The organism is Microbacterium hominis (genome assembly GCF_013282805.1).
Classification (GTDB): domain Bacteria; phylum Actinomycetota; class Actinomycetes; order Actinomycetales; family Microbacteriaceae; genus Microbacterium; species Microbacterium hominis_B.
In genome coordinates this window covers 36,850-55,113 of the sequence record NZ_CP054038.1, presented here as the reverse complement: position 1 = coordinate 55,113, position 18,264 = coordinate 36,850, and the positions used below count along the sequence as shown (strand labels likewise).

9 protein-coding genes are annotated in these 18,264 nt (G+C 69.6%); 2 read left to right on the top strand and 7 right to left on the bottom strand.

Features of this window, described 5'->3' with window-relative positions:
* Window positions 1-47 precede the first annotated feature (47 nt).
* A complete protein-coding gene (locus tag HQM25_RS00235) occupies window positions 48-7,127 on the bottom strand; it encodes a DUF5979 domain-containing protein (RefSeq protein ID WP_172988379.1) in 7,080 nt (2,359 codons plus the stop codon).
* Between the two features lie 171 nt (window positions 7,128-7,298).
* On the opposite strand from HQM25_RS00235, the gene argG reads away from it, so the two are divergent.
* Together argG and HQM25_RS00225 are read left to right on the top strand one after the other, a co-directional pair.
* Complete coding sequence (argG, locus tag HQM25_RS00230; RefSeq protein WP_172988378.1) at window positions 7,299-8,741, top strand: argininosuccinate synthase; 1,443 nt, start codon at window positions 7,299-7,301, stop codon at window positions 8,739-8,741.
* Between the two features lie 451 nt (window positions 8,742-9,192).
* Window positions 9,193-11,898: a penicillin acylase family protein gene (locus tag HQM25_RS00225; RefSeq protein ID WP_172988377.1), complete on the top strand. Its 2,706-nt coding sequence runs from the start codon at window positions 9,193-9,195 to the stop codon at window positions 11,896-11,898.
* A 62-nt stretch (window positions 11,899-11,960) separates the two neighbouring features.
* Here the strand turns inward: HQM25_RS00225 and mnhG are convergent, their stop codons facing one another.
* Genes mnhG through HQM25_RS00195 form a run of 6 tightly spaced genes read right to left on the bottom strand, consistent with a single transcriptional unit; the run spans window position 11,961 to window position 18,237 of the window.
* On the bottom strand, window positions 11,961-12,317 hold the full coding sequence (gene mnhG, locus HQM25_RS00220) for a monovalent cation/H(+) antiporter subunit G (protein WP_172988376.1): 357 nt from the start codon (window positions 12,315-12,317) through the stop codon (window positions 11,961-11,963).
* A complete protein-coding gene (locus HQM25_RS00215) occupies window positions 12,314-12,583 on the bottom strand; it encodes a monovalent cation/H+ antiporter complex subunit F (protein ID WP_172988375.1) in 270 nt (89 codons plus the stop codon). The genes mnhG and HQM25_RS00215 overlap by 4 nt, the downstream gene beginning before the upstream one ends.
* Complete coding sequence (locus HQM25_RS00210; RefSeq protein WP_438803611.1) at window positions 12,580-13,209, bottom strand: Na+/H+ antiporter subunit E; 630 nt, start codon at window positions 13,207-13,209, stop codon at window positions 12,580-12,582. Before HQM25_RS00210 ends, HQM25_RS00215 begins: the two co-directional genes overlap by 4 nt.
* The gene (locus tag HQM25_RS00205; protein WP_172988374.1) at window positions 13,206-14,813 is read right to left on the bottom strand and encodes a Na+/H+ antiporter subunit D; all 1,608 of its coding nucleotides are present in this window, start codon (window positions 14,811-14,813) and stop codon (window positions 13,206-13,208) included. Before HQM25_RS00205 ends, HQM25_RS00210 begins: the two co-directional genes overlap by 4 nt.
* Complete coding sequence (locus HQM25_RS00200; RefSeq protein ID WP_172988373.1) at window positions 14,810-15,301, bottom strand: Na(+)/H(+) antiporter subunit C; 492 nt, start codon at window positions 15,299-15,301, stop codon at window positions 14,810-14,812. Before HQM25_RS00200 ends, HQM25_RS00205 begins: the two co-directional genes overlap by 4 nt.
* Window positions 15,301-18,237, bottom strand: a complete 2,937-nt coding sequence (locus HQM25_RS00195; RefSeq protein ID WP_172988372.1) for a Na+/H+ antiporter subunit A — start codon at window positions 18,235-18,237, stop codon at window positions 15,301-15,303. The genes HQM25_RS00200 and HQM25_RS00195 overlap by 1 nt, the downstream gene beginning before the upstream one ends.
* Window positions 18,238-18,264 lie beyond the last annotated feature (27 nt).

The following is an 18,264-nucleotide window of genomic DNA, read 5'->3' as shown; positions in this document are numbered from 1 at the left end:
AGACGAGGGGTGGATGCCGCGGCCCGCGGCATCCACCCCTCGTCGCGTCAGCTCGCGAGAAGCCTGCGTCGGCCGATCACGACAGCGCCGACTCCGCCCGCGATGAGCATCAGCGCGATGAGCACTCCCGCGACTGCCCGATCCCCGTCCACGCCGGTCGGCGGCAGGGGCGGGGGCGGGGTGTCGAAGCGGTTGTCGATGGTGATGGATGCCGCGGCGTCCGCCCCGATCTCCACGGTCGCCGACAGCGGGTCGTCGTCGTTCGCGGGGGTGAAGGTGACGGCGTCGGCGCCCATGTCGTCGGTCTCGGTGACGGTGCACACCGCGCCGACGGGGAGGTCCTCGAAGGCGACCGGCTCGTCGACGGTGAGTGCGCGTACCCCGCCGCCGGGCACCTCGATCACGGCGCCGTTCCAGACGCAGTCGGCGGCGATCTCGAACACGTCGTCGACGTGCAGCGGCCCGTCGCCGCCGGACACGGTCTTGACCACCTCGAAGCCGCCCACCTCGAACGTGTTGGTGACCGTGATCGCCGTCTCGCCGTCGACGACCTCGATCACGTCGACCTCGATGCCGTCCGCGTCGGCGACCACGGTGGTGGTCGCCCCGCCCGTGCCGGTCTCGGTGAGGGTGCACTCCAGTCCGATCAGCAGCGGATCGTAGGTGGTGGTGTAGCCGTTCTCCGCCGACAGCTCGCGCACGGCGCCGCCCGGGATGTCGACGGACGCCCCGTCTTCGTCGAGGCACGACAGGGTCACTTCGAATGGTCCTGCGCCCCACAGCTCGGCACCGTCGCCGTCGACGACCTTGGTCACCACGAGCGATCCGGCCGCGAAGATGTTCGTCGCCGTCACCGTGACGGTGGTGCCGTCGCCGCCGATTACGACCGAGCCGGGCTCGATCACGCGGTCGGTGGCGCCGCCGTCGTCGAGCTCGCGCACGAAGCAGCGGGCGCCGGTGGCGATGTCGTCGATCGTCGCGGTGAGCGGCTGGTCGCCGCCGAGCTCCACGCGGGCGGTGCGGACGATGGCGAGGCCGTCGCCCGTGTCGAGCACGCAGCTCACGAAGAACAGGAACGGCCCGGCGCCGAAGTCCGGCCCGGCGAGACCCTCGATCACCTTCTCGAGCTCGAGCGAGCCGGCCGTGAACGTGTTGGTCGCGGTCACGGCGACGACCGCACCGTCTTCGACGACGACCTCGACCGACGAGCCGTCGGTCGGCCCGACGGGGTCGCCTGATCCATCGACCGTCCACGTCACCGTGCCGCCGAGGGCGTCGTCCTCGGTGATCGTGCACTCGGCCCCCACGGGGAGTCCGGCCAGCGCCCACAGCTGACCCGGCTCGAGCATCACCTGCATCGGGGCGTCGGGGCCGTACCGGATGGCGAAGACCTCCTCGCCGAGGAAGAAGCACTGGGCGCTGAACGGGAACGGGCCGTACTCGATGGGGTTACCCAGGCTGTCGAGGCCGGCTGCGTCCACGACCTTGACCACGCGCAGCGCGGCCGTGTCGTAGATGTTCTCGACCGTCACGAGTCCGATCTCGTCCTCGGGCCCGCCGACCACCGCGGTGCCGATGACGACGTCGGTCTGACCGAACTCACCCTCGGTCGCGGTGCACGTGGCCCCCCACGGCAGCCCTTCGACGACCGTCGGCGGGTCGCCCGGCACGAGCACCAGCTCCGGCAGCGGCTCGACCGGGTCGCCGTCGACGGTCGTGCACACGAGCTGCACGGGGAAGCTGTCAGGAGCGAGCTCATCCTCCGGGCCGGTCACGATCTTCTGCAGCTGCATCGGGCCCGTCGGGTAGGTCACGCCCACGCGACGACCCTCGGTGGCGGGAACCACGATGCGGGTGTCGTCATCGAGCGCGGCACCTCCGGTCGAGACCGTGTTGTAGGCCCGCGGGTAATCGGCGTCGATCGGCGCGTCGGGCGACGTGCGCGTCTGGAACTGCAGCGTGAGCGAGTTGCCCGGCTCGAACAGGGCGCCGTCGGCGAACGTCACCTCGAACTTGAGGCTGCGCACCAGCAGCGGGTCCACGTCGGGTGTCCACGGCGTCCAGGCACCGGCGGCGCACGGGGTGCCGACCGGATTGAGGTCGGACGTGCACGGCACCGACGAGGTGGAGTACGACGTGGTCAGCGTCGCCCCGGCGGGCGTCGAGGGGGTGGGCACGAGCTCGATGCCGCCGACGAACTCCGGCGTCCATTCACTGCCGCGCGGCACGATGACGATGAGGCCCTGATCTCCCGGAGTCGGCAGGTTGTCGATCGCGACGATCTCATCCATCGGCAGCGTGCCGGAGTTGGTCACCCGGAATCGCCAGGTCTCGGTGTCGCCCGGCAGCGTCATCGGCACGCACGGGTACCGGTAGAAGCCCTCCGGATCGACCGTTCCCGCGCAGTCGAAGCCGTTCGTGTCGCTGAGCACGGTCGGGATGCCGGGCTCGTCGACGGGGGTGTCGGCGCGCACCAGCTTCACGGTGCTGAGGGCGGGCACGGCCAGAGGGGTGACCGTCGTGTCGTCCCAGCAGCGGGTGGGCTCCGGCCCCAGGTTCGGCACGCAGTCATCGAGCGGCTCGCTGACCTCGATCGCCGTTTCGTTGCGCACGAGATCGTCGCTCGTCACTCCCGGGCGCAGCACCATCTGCAATGTGATCGTGTAGGTCTGCCCCACCTCGAGCACCGCGTCGGGAGGCATGGTGAAGACGATGGTGTCTCCGATCTCCTGCACGTCGACCTCGGCCGGGTCGGTCGGCAGCGGCGGACCGCTCGGCGGATCCGGGGCGTCGCCGGTGAGTTCGAACGACCACGGCGGTACTGTCGGGTCGCCGTCGGGATCGAAGATGAGTTGACGCCCGACGTCATCGGTGGGCAGCACGTCTGTGAACACGATGGTGTCGAGCGGCCGCTGACCGGTGTTGGTGAAGCTCAACTCGAACGGGATGACCTGGCCGGGCTCCACGAGGCCGGTCGGCGACTTCGACACATTGACCGACGCCTCGAGGTGGAGATACCGGTACTCGGCACTCGCGCTGGCCTCCGCGTCAAGGCGCACGCCCGGCGCGATCGCGACCGACAGCGACGACGTGTTCACCGTGTTGAAGAAGATGCCCTGCGTCTGCTCTCCCGGAGCCGGGGTCTCGTCTGCACGGGTCGTCGGCACCGGGCCTCCCGTGCGGAGGTCCGCTCGCCGCTGCATGGTGATCGGCACCTCGATGAGCGGATCGACAGGTCCGTCCCAGCCGATTTCGAGCTCGTTCCAGAACTGGAAGCTGAGTCCGTGCAGGGTCTCCGGTGCGGCATCCAGGAACGCGATCGCGGCGGCGAGTGAGAGGTCGCCCGGGCGGTCCATGCACGTCCACGTTCCCCCGACGGTATCGGCCTCGACGTTCGCAGCCGTGAACGATCCGCCGTCGAGATAGCACGCCTGCACTCGGGCGACAGGCGGCGGGAGCTCCCACGCGGCATCCATCTCGACGAAGTCGAATGCGTTCCAGAACGTGGGGTCGTCGTCGAGGATCGTGAGAGTCTGCGTGCGTGCCGAGCCAGTCGGCTGCGCGCGCAGGGTCATCGTGACCGGCGTGTCGTCCGGTTCGGTCTGCGTGGCGGGGGTGATCGACTTGGAGGTCCGCACCCCGAAGGACGCTTCGATGAGGTTGATCGTGGCGGTGGCCTGGTCGCAGGCGTACCGGGCGTCGAGTGGGGGCGGGCAGCTGTCAGGCTCGTCGACGTCGGCGACCACGCCGAGCGCGGTATTGGAGAGCGGATTGTCGGCGATGCTGACGCGTTCGTCGTCGGTGCCCCGCCAGAACGCGCGCAGTCGCAGGTCCACGGCGACCTGACCTGCCGCGGCGGCGGCGATCCGTCCGGTGAAGACGACCTGGAATCCTTCGATGTCGCAGGGGACGCTCGCCGCGTTGAGAGCGAGCGCCTCGTCTCGGGTGTACTCGACGTTCCCGCCCGGGCAGAACACCTCGACGGTCGCGTCGGTGGCGCCGCTGGGCAGGGTGATGCGGGCGAACTGCACGAAGGTGAACGCCTGGAACGGGTCATCCGTGCGGTCGGTGACCGACCCCGGCGCGGGATCGATGATCGCCAGGGTGTCCACACGAGCGGGAGTGGTGTTGCGGGTGGTGACGACCATCTGCGAGACGGGGAATTCCACGGCGGGCAGGTTCGGGTCGGCGGGCACGGCGAGTGGCCCGCCCGACCAGTTCTTGTCGGTGGTGGTCGTGATCGGAACGTCGACGATCGAGACGTCGTCCTGCTGATCGGCCGACCACGGGTCGCCGCCGTCTTGCGGGATGCCAGTGGTGTTCGCGGTGTTGCGCACGACGCCCTGCTGCCCGGGGATGTTGTACTCGACGTCCTCGAGGATCGGGGTGCCGTCAGAGCGCCGCTCGTCGCGCACCTGCCACACGATGTCGAACGAGCGCGACAGCGACGGCGAGCGTGCGACGCCCGAGCCGACCGGCGGGGCGTCGAGGTTGCCCGCCGACGCGGCGGCGCGATCGGGGCTCTCGACGAAGATCAGCCGAATGCCGAGGGTCGACGCGCGTTCAGCGGCCGTCAGGTCGACGCCCGGGAAGGTGCCGATACACGCTGCGGGGCACGGGTCGTTCGCCGCCGGGATCCACTGCGTGCCGTCGAACAGCTCGACCGCGAGCACCTCGTCATAGATGAGGTACGGGTCGGTCGTGATCGCCGGCACCCGCACCACGTCGAACTCGTCGAACATGGAGTCCGCGAGCGCGGTGCCCTCCGGGTCGGCGATGTCGGTCACGATGACGCGCTCGAATCCGGAACGGCCGCCGGTCGACCAGAACAGGGTCGAGGGGATCGTGTCGCCGCTGCGCGCGATCACGGTCTTCACGCCGCCCGAGCTCGAGGTGCCGAACTCCTTGTCGATGAGACCGGCCCCGCCGAGGTCGCCCGGCGGGGGCACGAGTTCGACCTCGGGGCACTCCTCCTCGGGGATCGCCGTGGTGTCGCTGTCGACACCAGGGGTGGATGCGGTCGCAGAGGTCTGCCCGCAGTTCGGCACGAAGGTCGACTCGGTGTCGGAGAACGGCGGGCCCGGCTCGTACCGGCCGTCGGGACGCAGCTCGGCGGTGAAGTTCGGCGCGAAGTCGGTGCCCGGCGCGAAGCCGCCGTCGGCACCCGTGTAGTCATACGTGAAGCGGATGCCGCCCGCGACGTCCTGGATGTCGGCGGGCACCTCCGTCGTGAAGATCGTCGGGCCGTCGATGGGGCCGGCCAGCACCTTCCAGGTGTCGTCGGTGGTGTCGTAGTACTCGATCGTCAAGGTGGAGTCGGCAGGCACCGCCGTCTGCGCGATCGAGGTGAGATCGAAGGCGTTCCAGAAGTCGTCGGGTTCGACCGGATCGTCGGGATCCTGGATCACGACCTGGTCGGTGCGGCCTGTGGTGCCGGTCGGCTGATCCGGCGGGTTCGGCCTCTCGGTGAGCCCGCCCGCGAGCGAGACCGTGATGACCTCGCCCGGAATCGCGAGGATCTGCGAGGGGCGGATGGTCTTGTCGATGTAGGTCTCGATGACCTCGTCGTAGATGAAGAGGTTGTCGTCTGCGGTCGAGGGTCCGGTGACACCGGCGTTCTCGCCGGTCACGAGCACCTCGTTCGGCACCGTCTGCGGCAGCGGCGTCAGGTCGGGATCGGTCTCGACAGTGAAGGGGATCGTCGTTCCGGCACCCACCTCGATCTCACCGGTGAAGACGACCTCGAACCACTCGACGTTCTCGACGCCGGCCGCCGGGTCTGGCGGGTCGGCGCCACTCGGGAAGTCGAACGACTCCGTTCCGCCGCCGGCCGTGTGGTAGATGATCGTGCCCGTCGTCGCCCCCGCCGGGTAGGTGATGCCGCCGCTGATGCCGGTGAAGGTATAGGCATCGGGGAACACTCCGCTCGACGGCTCCCGGAAGCTCAACGACTCGATCGGGATCGCCGAGCTGTTCGTGCCGCCGATGGTCACCTCTGAACTGTCGCCCGCCAGCAGCAGGGCCGGATCGAATGATTTGGATGCCGTCGTCGTCACGGTGTTCTGGCGGATCGTGAACTGATCCGACGACTCCCCCGTGTCGATCTGCCCGTCGCGGGACACGGTCGATTGGACGGTGTTGTCGACCACCGTGCCGTCGTCGAGTGCGGCCGCGGCATCGGTGAGGGCCAGATCGAGTGCGACCGACCCCGAGGTGCCGGCCGGGATCGCTCCGGTGAAGGTCACGCGGGTGCCGCGCACATCGGCGGGGTCGACGCCGGCGGGCAGAACTCCCCCGGGCGCCTCCACCCACGCGCCGTCGACGAACACCTCGTACGTCGTGCCGGTCGTCCCGGGCGGCGGGGTCACCGTGCCGAAGCCGACGAACCCGAGGTACTCGAACGGGTTCGGCGCCGCGAGCGGATCGATCGGATCCTGGATCACCAGGCTCTCGACCGTCGCGTTCGAGTCGTTGGTGGCGCTGAGTGCGGCATCCACCTCGGTTCCCGGGATCGCGATCGCCGTGTCGGGAGTGAGGGTCTTGGTGGGAATCGTCTCGAGGGCGAGCTCGATCACGGGGGTCACCTCAACCGAGGAGTCGACGTCGGCGAAGTTGGTGCCTTCCAGCAGGGCGTTGTTGAGAACCGGGATGCCGCTCACGTCGTACGACGTGTCGAGAGGGAGCACCGCGGTGACGACGACGATCCCCGTCGTCGCGTCGAGCAGGCCCACGGTGCCGTCACCGAGCGGGGTCGTCCAGTTCACCGTGACGCTGTTGCCCGAGATGATCGGCGCGTCGGCGATGTTCTCCCCGCCGCCCACGCTCGCGCCCACGAGCACGAACGGCGCGGGCACGGTGTCGGAGAGCACGGCCCCGCGGCATCCGAGGTCGGTGATCGCCGAGCATCCCATCGTCAGCGTGTAGGCGAACTGCTCGCCCGGGACGACCTCGGTGGCCGAGGTCTCCTTCTCGAGCGTGGCGAGCGCGGTGATGTCGTCGGGCGCCGGATCGGGCAGCGCGACGGCCGCCCCCGGTGCGACCAATCCGATCGCGAGGAGGATCGCCGTGGCGATCGCAGACAGCGTCCAGCGTCGATGGTGCGCCTCGCGAACGAATCTCCTGGTCACAGACGAATCCCCCGGATCTCCTGTTTCCCCCGGGGTTAGGGTAAAGGCTTTCGGGCGGGCCCGCCAGTGGGGTCCGTGAAAACTTGTGTGATTGGTGTGACGAATGCGCGGGCGGCCGCCCGTCCGACACGGACCCCGGGCGGCATCCACTTCTTCTCTAGACTGGAAGCCATGTCGAAGGTCCTCCAGTCCCTGCCCGTCGGCGAGCGCGTCGGCATCGCCTTCTCGGGAGGCCTTGACACCTCCGTCGCGGTCGCGTGGATGCGCGACAAGGGCGCGATCCCCTGCACGTACACCGGCGACCTCGGGCAGCCCGACGAGGACGACATCGACGCGATCCCCGGCCGCGCCCTCGAGTACGGCGCCGAGGTCTCGCGCCTGGTCGACTGCAAGCGCGCTCTCGTCGAGGAGGGCTTCGGCGCGCTCGCGTGCGGCGCGTTCCACATCCGCTCGGGCGGCCGCACCTACTTCAATACGACGCCCCTCGGCCGCGCCGTCACCGGCACGCTGCTCGTGCGCGCGATGAAGGAGGACGGCGTCGACATCTGGGGCGACGGCTCCACATACAAGGGCAACGACATCGAGCGGTTCTACCGCTACGGTCTGCTCGCCAACCCCGCGCTGCGCATCTACAAGCCGTGGCTCGACGCCGACTTCGTCACCGAGCTCGGCGGCCGCGCCGAGATGAGCGCGTGGCTCGTCGAGCACGGCTTCCCGTACCGCGACTCCGCCGAGAAGGCGTACTCCACCGACGCCAACATCTGGGGCGCCACGCACGAGGCCAAGACGCTCGAGCACCTCGACGTCTCGCTCGAGACCGTGGAGCCCATCATGGGCGTGCGGTTCTGGGACCCGGCCGTCGAGATCAAGACCGAAGACGTCACCGTCACCTTCGAGGCCGGACGCCCCGTCGCCCTCAACGGCATCGAGTACTCCGACCCGGTCGCGCTGGTCTTCGAGGCCAACCGCATCGGCGGCCGCCACGGCCTCGGCATGAGCGACCAGATCGAGAACCGCATCATCGAGGCGAAGTCGCGCGGCATCTACGAGGCCCCCGGCATGGCGCTGCTGTTCACCGCGTACGAGCGGCTCGTCAACGGCATCCTGAACGAGGACACGCTCGCGACCTACCACGAGCAGGGTCGGCGCCTGGGCCGCCTCATGTACGAGGGCCGGTGGCTCGAGCCCCAGTCGCTCATGCTGCGCGAGTCGATCCAGAAGTGGGTCGGCTCCACGATCTCCGGCTCGGTCACGCTGCGCCTGCGCCGCGGCGAGGACTACACGATCCTCGACACGACCGCCGCGAACCTGTCGTACGCGCCTGAGAAGCTCTCGATGGAGCGCGTCGGGGATGCCGCCTTCGGCCCCACCGACCGCATCGGCCAGCTCACCATGCGCAACCTCGACATCGCCGACTCGCGCGCCCGCCTGGAGCACTACGCCGCCGCCGGCATCATCGGCGGCGCGACCGGCGAGCTCGTCGGCCGCCTCGAGCAGGGTGCCGCCGACGAGATCACCGAGCACGCGGCCGGCTACACCGCCGAGCGCGAGGAGCTCGCCGAGGCCACCGACGCCGCCAACGAGGCCTCGGCCTTCGACCTCGGCACCGACTGACGCCGGGTGAGTGGATGCCGCGGGTGCGGCATCCACTGCCTCGGCCGGTCTGCGCGCCGCAGCCCCGCCGTCTTCGCGCTGCGCAGCGCCCCGCGGCGCGCCGCGCCGCGCCAGCGCCCCGCCCTCGATCCGGAAACCGGATGTCCGCACGTTCTCCGGACCGGATCGCGCGCTGAGCCCGGTAACCCTCGCGTGGTCCGGTTTCCGGATGGACCGAGTGCGTGGGGGGGAAGCCGCGCCGGGCAGGTGGGGGGATGCCGCGCCGGGCAGGTGGGGGGATGCCGCGCCGGGTGCGTTGGGGTGGATGCCGCGCACCGGCCCCGAAACCGAACGGCATTCGTCCAGGACGTGGACGGCGGGTTACGATTCCTGACGGTCGCCGTTGCCCGAACAGCGTGCGGCTTTCTCGCGATGCCCGCCGCGCGTCGCGACACGAACCGAAAGAGCTTCGATGCTGACGCAAGACCCCGACCTTCTCACCCCCCTGGTGGACGACCCACAGACACCACCCCGAAAGCGCTCTCGCGGCCGCACGATCGGCCTCACCGTGTACGGCATCGTGGCCGGACTCGTGGTGATCGCCCTGATCGCGGCGGGCACGCTCGTCTACACGATCCAGCGCTCGTTCCCGCAGCTCGACGGCACGATCGTGGCGGCCGCGCTCGACAGCGAGGTCACGGTGCAGCGCGATGTGCTCGGCATCCCGACGATCACGGCGGCGACCACCGACGACCTGTTCTTCGCGCAGGGCTACGTGCACGCGCAGGACCGCTTCTGGGAGATGGACTTCCGCCGTCACGTGACCAGCGGTCGCGTGGCCGAGCTGTTCGGCGAGTCGCAGCTGGCGACCGACAAGTTCCTGCGCACCCTCGGCTGGCACGAGATCGCCCAGGCCGAGGTCGACGCGCTCGATGAGACCACGCGTTCCTACTACGACGCGTACGCAGAGGGCGTGAACGCCTACCTCGCCGAGAACGACGGCGCTGACGCCTCGTTCGAGTACGCGGTGCTGGGCCTGCAGAACGGCGACTACGAGATCGAGCCGTGGACCCCCGCGGACTCCGTCGCGTGGCTGAAGGCGATGGCCTGGGACCTCCGCAGCAACATCGAGGACGAGACCGAGCGCGCGATCGCCGCTCAGACCCTCACCGCCGCGCAGATCGCGGCGCTGTACCCGACCTATCCGTTCGAGCAGAACCCGGTGATCGTCCCGTCCATCACCGAGAACGCGCCGGTGGCCGCCGTCAGCACCATTCCGGTGGCCGGCGCGACCGATCCCGACGCCGAGGAGACCGAGACCGAGACCGAGCCCGAAACCGATGCCGATGCATCCGGCATCCCGGTCGAGACGGTCGCCTCGGTCGAGTGGACCGAGGTCGGCAGCGTGATCGACGCGGTCAGCGAGCTCGTCGGCGGCGCCGGCGAAGGCATCGGCTCCAACTCGTGGGTCATCGGCGGCAACCTGACCGAATCCGGGATGCCGCTCCTGTCGAACGACCCGCACTTGGGCGCTTCGCTGCCCAGCGTCTGGCACCAGGTGCAGCTGAAGTGCGAGACCCTCAGCGAGGAGTGCCCGTTCGACGTCGCCGGCTTCAGCTTCTCGGGCCTTCCCGGCGTGATCATCGGCCACAACCAGCGCATCGCCTGGGGCTTCACGAACCTCACGACCGACGTCACCGACCTCTACATCGAGAAGATCGAGGGCGAGCAGTACTGGCGTGACGGCGCGCTCGTGCCGCTCGAGGTGCGCACCGAGACGGTCAAGGTCGCCGGCGGCGACGACGTCGAACTCGAGATCCGCTCGACGGTGAACGGCCCGATCGTGTCGGGGCTCACGGGCGACTTCACGCAGATCGCCGCCGATCCCTTCGTCGGCAGCACCGCCGCGGCCGCCGCGCCGACCACCGCTCCCGCGACGGGCGAGTACGCCGTGAGCCTCAAGTGGACGGCGTTGCAGCAGACGACGACCGCGCAGGCGATCTTCGCGCTCAACAAGGCCCAGGATTTCGCGGGCTTCCGCCACGCGGCGTCCCTCTTCGATGTGCCGGCGCAGAACCTCATCTACGCCGACGTCGACGGCAACATCGGCTACCAGACCCCGGGCAAGCTGCCGATACGCGGCGCCGGCGACGGGTCGATGCCGCAGCCGGGCTGGGACTCGACGTACGACTGGCAGGGCTTCATCCCCTTCGAGGAGCTCCCGGTGGTCTACAACCCCGACGAGGACTACATCGTCACGGCGAACAACGCCATCGTCGGCGACGACTACGCGCACTTCCTCACCAACGACTGGGACTACGGCTGGCGTGCCGCCCGCATCGACGACATGATCCAGCGCAAGGCCGCCGAGACCAACGGCCAGCTCACCGCGGAGCACATGCGCGAGATCATGGCCGACAACGAGTTCCTGATGGGCAAGCTGCTGTCGGCGGAGTTCATGACCCTGCGCACCGGCGATGCCGATGTGGATGCCGCGCTCGACCTGCTGCAGACGTGGGACGCCCAGAACAACGCCGACTCCGACGCCGCCGCGTACGCGAACGTGCTGTGGGACGAGCTCGTACAGCTCATGTTCGTGCGCGACCGCGAGGCTCCTGCCCCCTCGACCGATCAATCGCGGCTGTTCCTCGTGGTCGGCGACCTGTTCGACGAGCCGACGTCGGAGTGGTGGACCAACGAAGCAGTCGGCATCAACGGCCAGGAGGAGATGCTCCTCGCCGCTGCCGAAGGCGCCTACGACCGGCTCGCCGAACTGCAGGGCGACACTCCCTCGCGGTGGAACTGGGGTTCTCTGCACGCGCTCACCCTCACGAGCGACACATTCGGCTCGAGCGGCATCGCGCCGATCGAGATGCTGTTCAACCGCGGACCCTACGCGGTCGGCGGCGGCACGTCGATCGTGAACGCCACCGGTTGGCGCCTCGGCGACGGCTTCGAGACGAATACGGTCCCGTCGATGCGCATGGTGATCGACCTGTCGGACTTCGACGCGTCGCAGTGGAATCACCTCACCGGTACGAGCGGTCACACGTTCCACCCGAACTACACCGACCAGACCGAGACCTGGCAGCGCGCCGAGATGACCCCGTGGGCCTACACGAGCGACGCTGTCACCGATGCGACGACGAACACGCTGACGCTCACCCCCGCGGGCTGAGCCATTCGCTTGGGGTGCGGGTCGCGCGAAAGCCGCGCGACCCGCACCCCGCGTCAGCGCGATCAGCCGCCGGCCGCGGGCGGGGTCTGCTTCGACTCGGCGAGCTCGTCGACGTAGAAGCCGGCCTCGTCGACCGTGCCGTTGCGGTGCGCCTGGCGGGCCACCATGTGCGCCGACAGCGGTGCGGTGGCGAGCTGGATCAGCGCCACCGGCACGAGGAACGCGACGACCGGCCACGACCGCAGCGACAGCGCGATCGCGAGGCAGATCAGGATCACGCCGAGCACCTGGGGCTTGGTGGCCGCGTGCAGTCGCGTCGGCACATCGCGGAACCGCAGCAGGCCGATCGCCGCGGTGAGGCACAGCAGGGCGCCGATGAGGATGAGGATCAGCGCGATCACGTCGAGCACGTCGGTCATTTCGCGTCGTTGTCCCTTCTCGCCACGAACCGCGCGATCGAGATCGAACCGAAGACGCCGACCGCGGCGATGATCAGCAGCACCGGCAGCGTGCGGGTGTGATGGTTGATGGCCATCTCCGCTCCGAGCGCGCACATGATGAGGGTCAGCAGCACGTCGCTCGCGACGGCCCGGTCGAGGATCGACGGCCCGACCACGATGCGCCACAGCGTCAGCAGCGCCGCCACGGCGAAGACGACGTAGATCACGATCAGCATCGCGCTCATCGGCGGCCACCTCCCGAAGACCGGCGGGCCGCGGCATCCATCTCCGCCTGCTTCACGCTGGCGACCTGCGCCCGCGAGCCGACCGCCTGCACGATGCGCTTCTCCCAGCGCAGCACGCTGTCGCGCTGCTTCTCGACGTCGCGGTCACTGCTGACCCCGATGGCGTGAAGGTACAGGATGCGGCGGTCGCGGTCGGCGTCGAGCACGAGGGAGCCGGGGATGAGGGATGCCGTGACCGCCGTATGCGTCATGATGAGGTCGTCGTCGGTGCGCAGGTGCACCGCGATGATCGCCGCCTGCGGCAGCCGGCGCGGATCGAGCACCTGCCATGCGACGGTGAGCGAGCCGAGCACGAGCGAGCCGATGAACTCGAGCACGAACACCAGTCCGTGCCACAGATGCACGCGGCCCGACAGCTCCACAGGCGGCAGGCGGAACACCCGCGTCACCACGATCGCGGCGATCACCCCGGTGAAGAACGCCAGCCATGTGAGCTGGCCCCACAGCAGCATCCACAGGGCGACCAGCCACAGCAGGAATGGGAGCTGCCGCCAGGTGCGGGCGAGCAGCGCGCGCGTCCCCCGCGCCTCCGCGGGCGCGTTCTGGGCGAGGTCCGGAGTCGTCACGGGGTCACCGCCTTGTCGTCGCCGCCGGTGCTGTCTTCATGCTCCTGCTGGAGCTGCTGCAGGGTGACGGGTTCGAGCAGGGCTCCGCCGATGCGGGTGCAGATGTCGTAGAGCGGCCCGGCGAACACGGTGAGCGCGATCGTGGCCCCCACCATGCCCGCGGTGGCGGCGGTCATGATACGCGGGATCACGCGCTTCTCGGTCTGCACCCCCGCGGCGGGGGCGTCGCCGAGGTACGAGATGCGCGCCTCGGTCTCGGCCGAGTCGTCCTCTTCCCGCCAGAACGAGAGGTTCCACGCGCGCATGAGCGCGTAGAGCGTGAGCAGGGAGGTGAGGATGCCGCCGACGATCAGCACGATCATGATCGGCGTGCCCACCTGGGCCGCCGCGTCGAACAGCGCGAACTTGCCGATGAAGCCGGAGAACGGCGGGAGGCCGCCGAGGTTGACCGCCGGCACGAAGTAGAGCACCGCGATCAGGGGCGCCCCGCGCATGAGGCCCTTGACCCGCAGGATCGAGGTGCTGCCGGCTTTGCGCTCGACGAGACCGACGGCGAGGAACAGCGTCGTCTGCACCACGATGTGGTGGACCATGTAGTAGATCGTCGCGCCGATCGCAGCGGGCGTCGCGATCGCGAGCCCGAAGATCATGTAGCCGATGTGGCTCACGAGCGTGAACGACAGGATGCGCTTGAGTTCGGCCTGCGCGACCGCACCGAGCACGCCGACGATCATCGTGGCGAGCGCCGCGATCATGAGCGCGAAGTTGACGTTGTTGTCGAGGAACATCGCCGTCTCGGTGCGGATGATCGCGTAGACGCCGACCTTCGTCAGCAGACCCGCGAACACCGCCGTGACCGGGGCGGGCGCCGTCGGGTACGAGTCGGGCAGCCAGAACGACAGCGGGAAGATCGCGGCCTTGATGCTGAAGGCCACGAGCAGCAGGACGTGCAGCACGAACTGCGTCTCCTGCGGCAGCTGCGTCATGCGCTCGGCGATCTGCACGATGTTCACGGTGCCGAGGGCGCCGTAGATCATCGCGATGGCCGCGAGGAACAGGATCGACGAGACGAGGGAGACGACGACGTACACGACGCCGGTGCGGATGCGCGACTCGGTCGAGCCGAGCGTGATGAGCACGAACGAGGCGACGAGCAGGATCTCGAAGCCGACGTAGAGGTTGAACAGGTCGCCCGCGATGAACGCGGTGAAGATGCCCGCCGCGAGGATCAGGTACGACGGGTGGAAGATCGACACCGGGGTGTCGTCGTCGCCGTCGGCCGCACCCTGCCCGACCGAGAAGAGCAGCACGGCGAGCAGCACGATGCTCGACACCATGACCAGCAGCGCCGCGAGCCGGTCGACGTAGAGCACGATGCCGTACGGGATCGGCCAGTCGCCCACCGACACCGCGATGGGCTGGTCGCCCACGTCGACCACGGTCAGCAGCGTCGCGGCGATGAGGCACACGACCGAGAGCGTCACGACCGACACGACCACCTGCGTGCGACGATGGCGCCCCGCGATGAGGGCGATGGCGGCGCCGAGGAGCGGCAGCGTGACCAGGAGCGGCACGAGCGCGGGGGCGATGGCGGTGAGGTTCATCGTTCCTCCTCCGCCGTGCCGGAGGCGGTCGCACCCGGGGTGCCCGAGCCGGTGATCACGTCGAAGTCGGTCGTGGCGTCGTCGTCTTCGTCTTCGATCTCGGTCGCGTCGTCGATGAGGTCCTCGTCGGCGGCGGTGCGCTCGCGCACCTCGAGGTCGGCTTCGTCGTCGGTGACGGTGTCGGCCTGGCCGAGCTGCCACGACCGGTAGATGAGGGCGAGCAGGAACGCCGACACCGCGAACGTGATGACGATCGCCGTGAGCATGAGCGCCTGCGGCAGCGGATCGGACATGTCCTCGGTATCGCCGGCTCCGTAGAAGGCGGCGATCCCCGGCTGTCCCATCACGATCAGCAGCAGCAGGTTGGCGGCGTTCCCGAGCAGCAGGAATCCGATGAGCACGCGCGTGAGGCTGCGTTCGAGCATCGCGTAGACACCGCAGGCGAAGAGGACCGCCATCACGACGATGAGCACGAGCGACGACTCCATCAGACGCTCACCCCCCGAGCGGCGGGCGAGGTGGATGCCAGGCGCTGCCGGTCCACTTCGGCGCCGAGGCTGCGCAGCACGTCGAGCACGAGCCCGATCACGACGAGGTACACGCCGATGTCGAAGATCGTCGAGGTGACGAATTCGATGTGGCCGAGCACGGCGACCTCCACCTCGAAGAAGGCGCTCGTCAGCGGCGCCACGCCGAACAGCAGCGGCACGATCGCGCAGGCGACCGCGATCGTCATGCCGACGCCCAGCAGCCGGCCCGCATCGGTCGGCGCCGCGGCCCCGAGCTCGAATCGGCCGCCCGCGACGTACCGCATGACCAGGGCCATGCCGGCGACCAGGCCGCCTGCGAACCCGCCTCCCGGCAGGTTGTGGCCCGCGAACAGCAGGTAGAGCGAGACGACGATGATCGTGTGGAAGAGGATGCGCACGATCACCTCGAGAATGATCGAGCGGCTCTCCGGACTCACGCGCTGCCCGCCCACGAGCCACGCCTGCTGCCGGGAGTCGCCGCGGCCGCGCGGGCGCACGCCTTCGGCGGTCTCCACCAGCGGCACGCGCGATCGGAGGCCCGAGAGGGGCAGTGGCGCGGTGAGCGTGGGCAGCGTGTCGGCGCGGTGGGTGACGAAGACGAGGGATGCCACGCCCGTCGCGGCGAGGATGAGCACCGACAGCTCGCCCATCGTGTCCCATCCGCGCATGTCGACGAGCGCGACGTTCACGGTGTTGCGGCCGTGGCCGAGCTCGTAGGCGAGGTCGGTCCACTCCGTCGAGATGGGCGCGTCGACGCGCGCCGAGGTCGCCACGATCGCGACGGCGGCCATGGTCGCGCCGACGGCACCGGCGAGCACGGCGCGGGCGACGGGCCACACCGACGCGTTGTGATCTCCCATGCGCGAGGGGATGCGCCGCAGCACGAGCGCGAAGGCGACGAGGGTCACCGTCTCGACGAGGATCTGCGTGAGCGCGAGGTCGGGTGCGCCGCTCGTGGCGAACAGCACCACCATGCCCAGGCCCGTGACGGACACGAGCACCACGCCGGTGTAGCGCTTGCGCGCCCGCACGGCGATGAGCCCTGCGGCGATCATGATCGGCGCGGCGAACAGCTGCATGGGGTTCTGATACGCAGCCAGCTGGGCCTGCCACGCGCCTCCCGCGATCAGCGCCGTGCCCTCAGCGGCGACGAGCACGACGAAGATCGTTCCCACGTACACCGGCAGCGACCCGCGCTGGGTGAAGCTCGTGACCGCGACCGACACCTTCGCCACGGCCCGCAGCACGAGGTTGTAGCCGTCGGCGGCCGAGAAGGGGAGCATGCGCCGGTTCCAGGCGCCGCGCGGCATGACCCAGAACACCACGGCGCCGACGGCGAGGGTGGACAGCGAGATCCACAGTGCGGGCTCGAGTCCGTGCCACAGGGCCAGGTGGGCGGGATGCTCGGGCGCGGGGATTCCGGGGCTGGATTCCGGCGCGAGATCCGCGTAGGGAGCGAAGGCGCCGTCGAGCCAGCCGGCGAAGGCGCCGGCGACGAGGGTGAGCGCGGCGAGCACGACGGGTGCGGCGACGAAGCCGGCCGACGGACGCGGCCACTCGGTGGGCTCACGGCGGGAGCCGTCGGCCTCCTTCTTCGTCCAGAAAGCGCCCCAGACGAAGCGCAGGCCGTAGGCCATCGTGAGCGCACTGCCGACGACGATGCCGATGAGCGCGACCCACGCCCAGACCTCGCCGCCGGTGGCCTCGTGCAGCAGAGACGCGAGTACGCCCTCCTTGGCGACGAAGCCGATCGTCGGGATGACCCCCGCCATCGAGGCGACCGCGACGATCGACGCACCGGCGAGCGCCGGCGCCTTGCGCCCGATGCCGCTCAGGTCGCCGATGTCGCGGGTGGAGACCTGGTGGTCGATCACGCCCACGACGAGGAACAGCGCCGACTTGAAGAGGGCGTGGCTGAGCAGTAGCGCCAGGCCCGCGAGCGCGACATCGCGCGTGCCGTAGCCGAGCACGACCGTGAGCATGCCGAGCTGGCTCACGGTGCCGAACGCGAGCACACGCTTGAGGTCGGTCTCGCGCAGCGCCTGGAATCCGGCGAGGAGCATCGTGAACACGCCCAGGGCGATGACGATGGGTCGCCAGGCCGGCGACAGCGCGAACACGGGCGCGAGCCGTGCGATGAGGTAGATGCCCGCCTTCACCATCGCGGCCGCGTGGAGGTAGGCGCTCACGGGGGTCGGCGCCGCCATGGCTCCGGGCAGCCAGAAGTGGAACGGGAAGATCGCGGACTTGCTGAGCGCACCGACGAGCACCAGCACGAGCGCCGCGTCGATGACGGCACCTGTGGGGGGCGCGGTCAGCAGCTGCGAGATGCTCGAGGTGCCGGCATCCACCACGATCAGCACCACGCCGATGAGCATCACCAGGCCGCCGAGGGTCGTCACCAGAAGCGCCTGAAGCGCGGCGCGGCGGCTCGCGGCACGGCGGTTGTAGTAGCCGATGAGGAGGTAGGAGAGCACGCTCGTGACCTCCCAGAACATCACCAGCACGACGAGGTCGTCGGTGAGCACGAGGCCGTACATGGCACCCGCAAACGCGAGCAGCACGGCCGAGAACTGCCCGACGCCTTCGCGGCCGCCCTGGAAGTACCAGCGGCAGTAGAGCATCACCAGGGCGCCGACGCCCGTCACGATGAGCGTCATCAGCCACGAGAGCGTGTCCATGCGCATCGACAGGTCGATGCCGAGCGGCCGGATCCAGGTCAATGACTGGAACGGAATGTCTCCCGCCATGACGTCGGGCGTCTGCAGCACGGCGTGCACGAAGGCGACGGCGGGAAGGACGGCTGCGACGTAGAACGCCCGGGCGCCGACGCGGCCCACGAGCCAGGGAAGAAGCAGGGGGACGATCGCGAACGCGCCGAGGATGAGGAGCATGTCGGCCTCCTCATGGTCGTCGGCCGG

Bases quoted from the DNA above. Each gene is read 5' to 3' on its own strand.
- argG (WP_172988378.1), top strand. From the start codon at position 7,299: ATGTCGAAGGTCCTCCAGTCCCTGCCCGTCGGCGAGCGCGTCGGCATC.
- HQM25_RS00225 (WP_172988377.1), top strand. From the start codon at position 9,193: ATGCTGACGCAAGACCCCGACCTTCTCACCCCCCTGGTGGACGACCCA.
- mnhG (WP_172988376.1), bottom strand. From the start codon at position 12,317: ATGACCGACGTGCTCGACGTGATCGCGCTGATCCTCATCCTCATCGGC.
- HQM25_RS00215 (WP_172988375.1), bottom strand. From the start codon at position 12,583: ATGAGCGCGATGCTGATCGTGATCTACGTCGTCTTCGCCGTGGCGGCG.
- HQM25_RS00205 (WP_172988374.1), bottom strand. From the start codon at position 14,813: ATGAACCTCACCGCCATCGCCCCCGCGCTCGTGCCGCTCCTGGTCACG.
- HQM25_RS00200 (WP_172988373.1), bottom strand. From the start codon at position 15,301: ATGGAGTCGTCGCTCGTGCTCATCGTCGTGATGGCGGTCCTCTTCGCC.
- HQM25_RS00195 (WP_172988372.1), bottom strand. From the start codon at position 18,237: ATGCTCCTCATCCTCGGCGCGTTCGCGATCGTCCCCCTGCTTCTTCCC.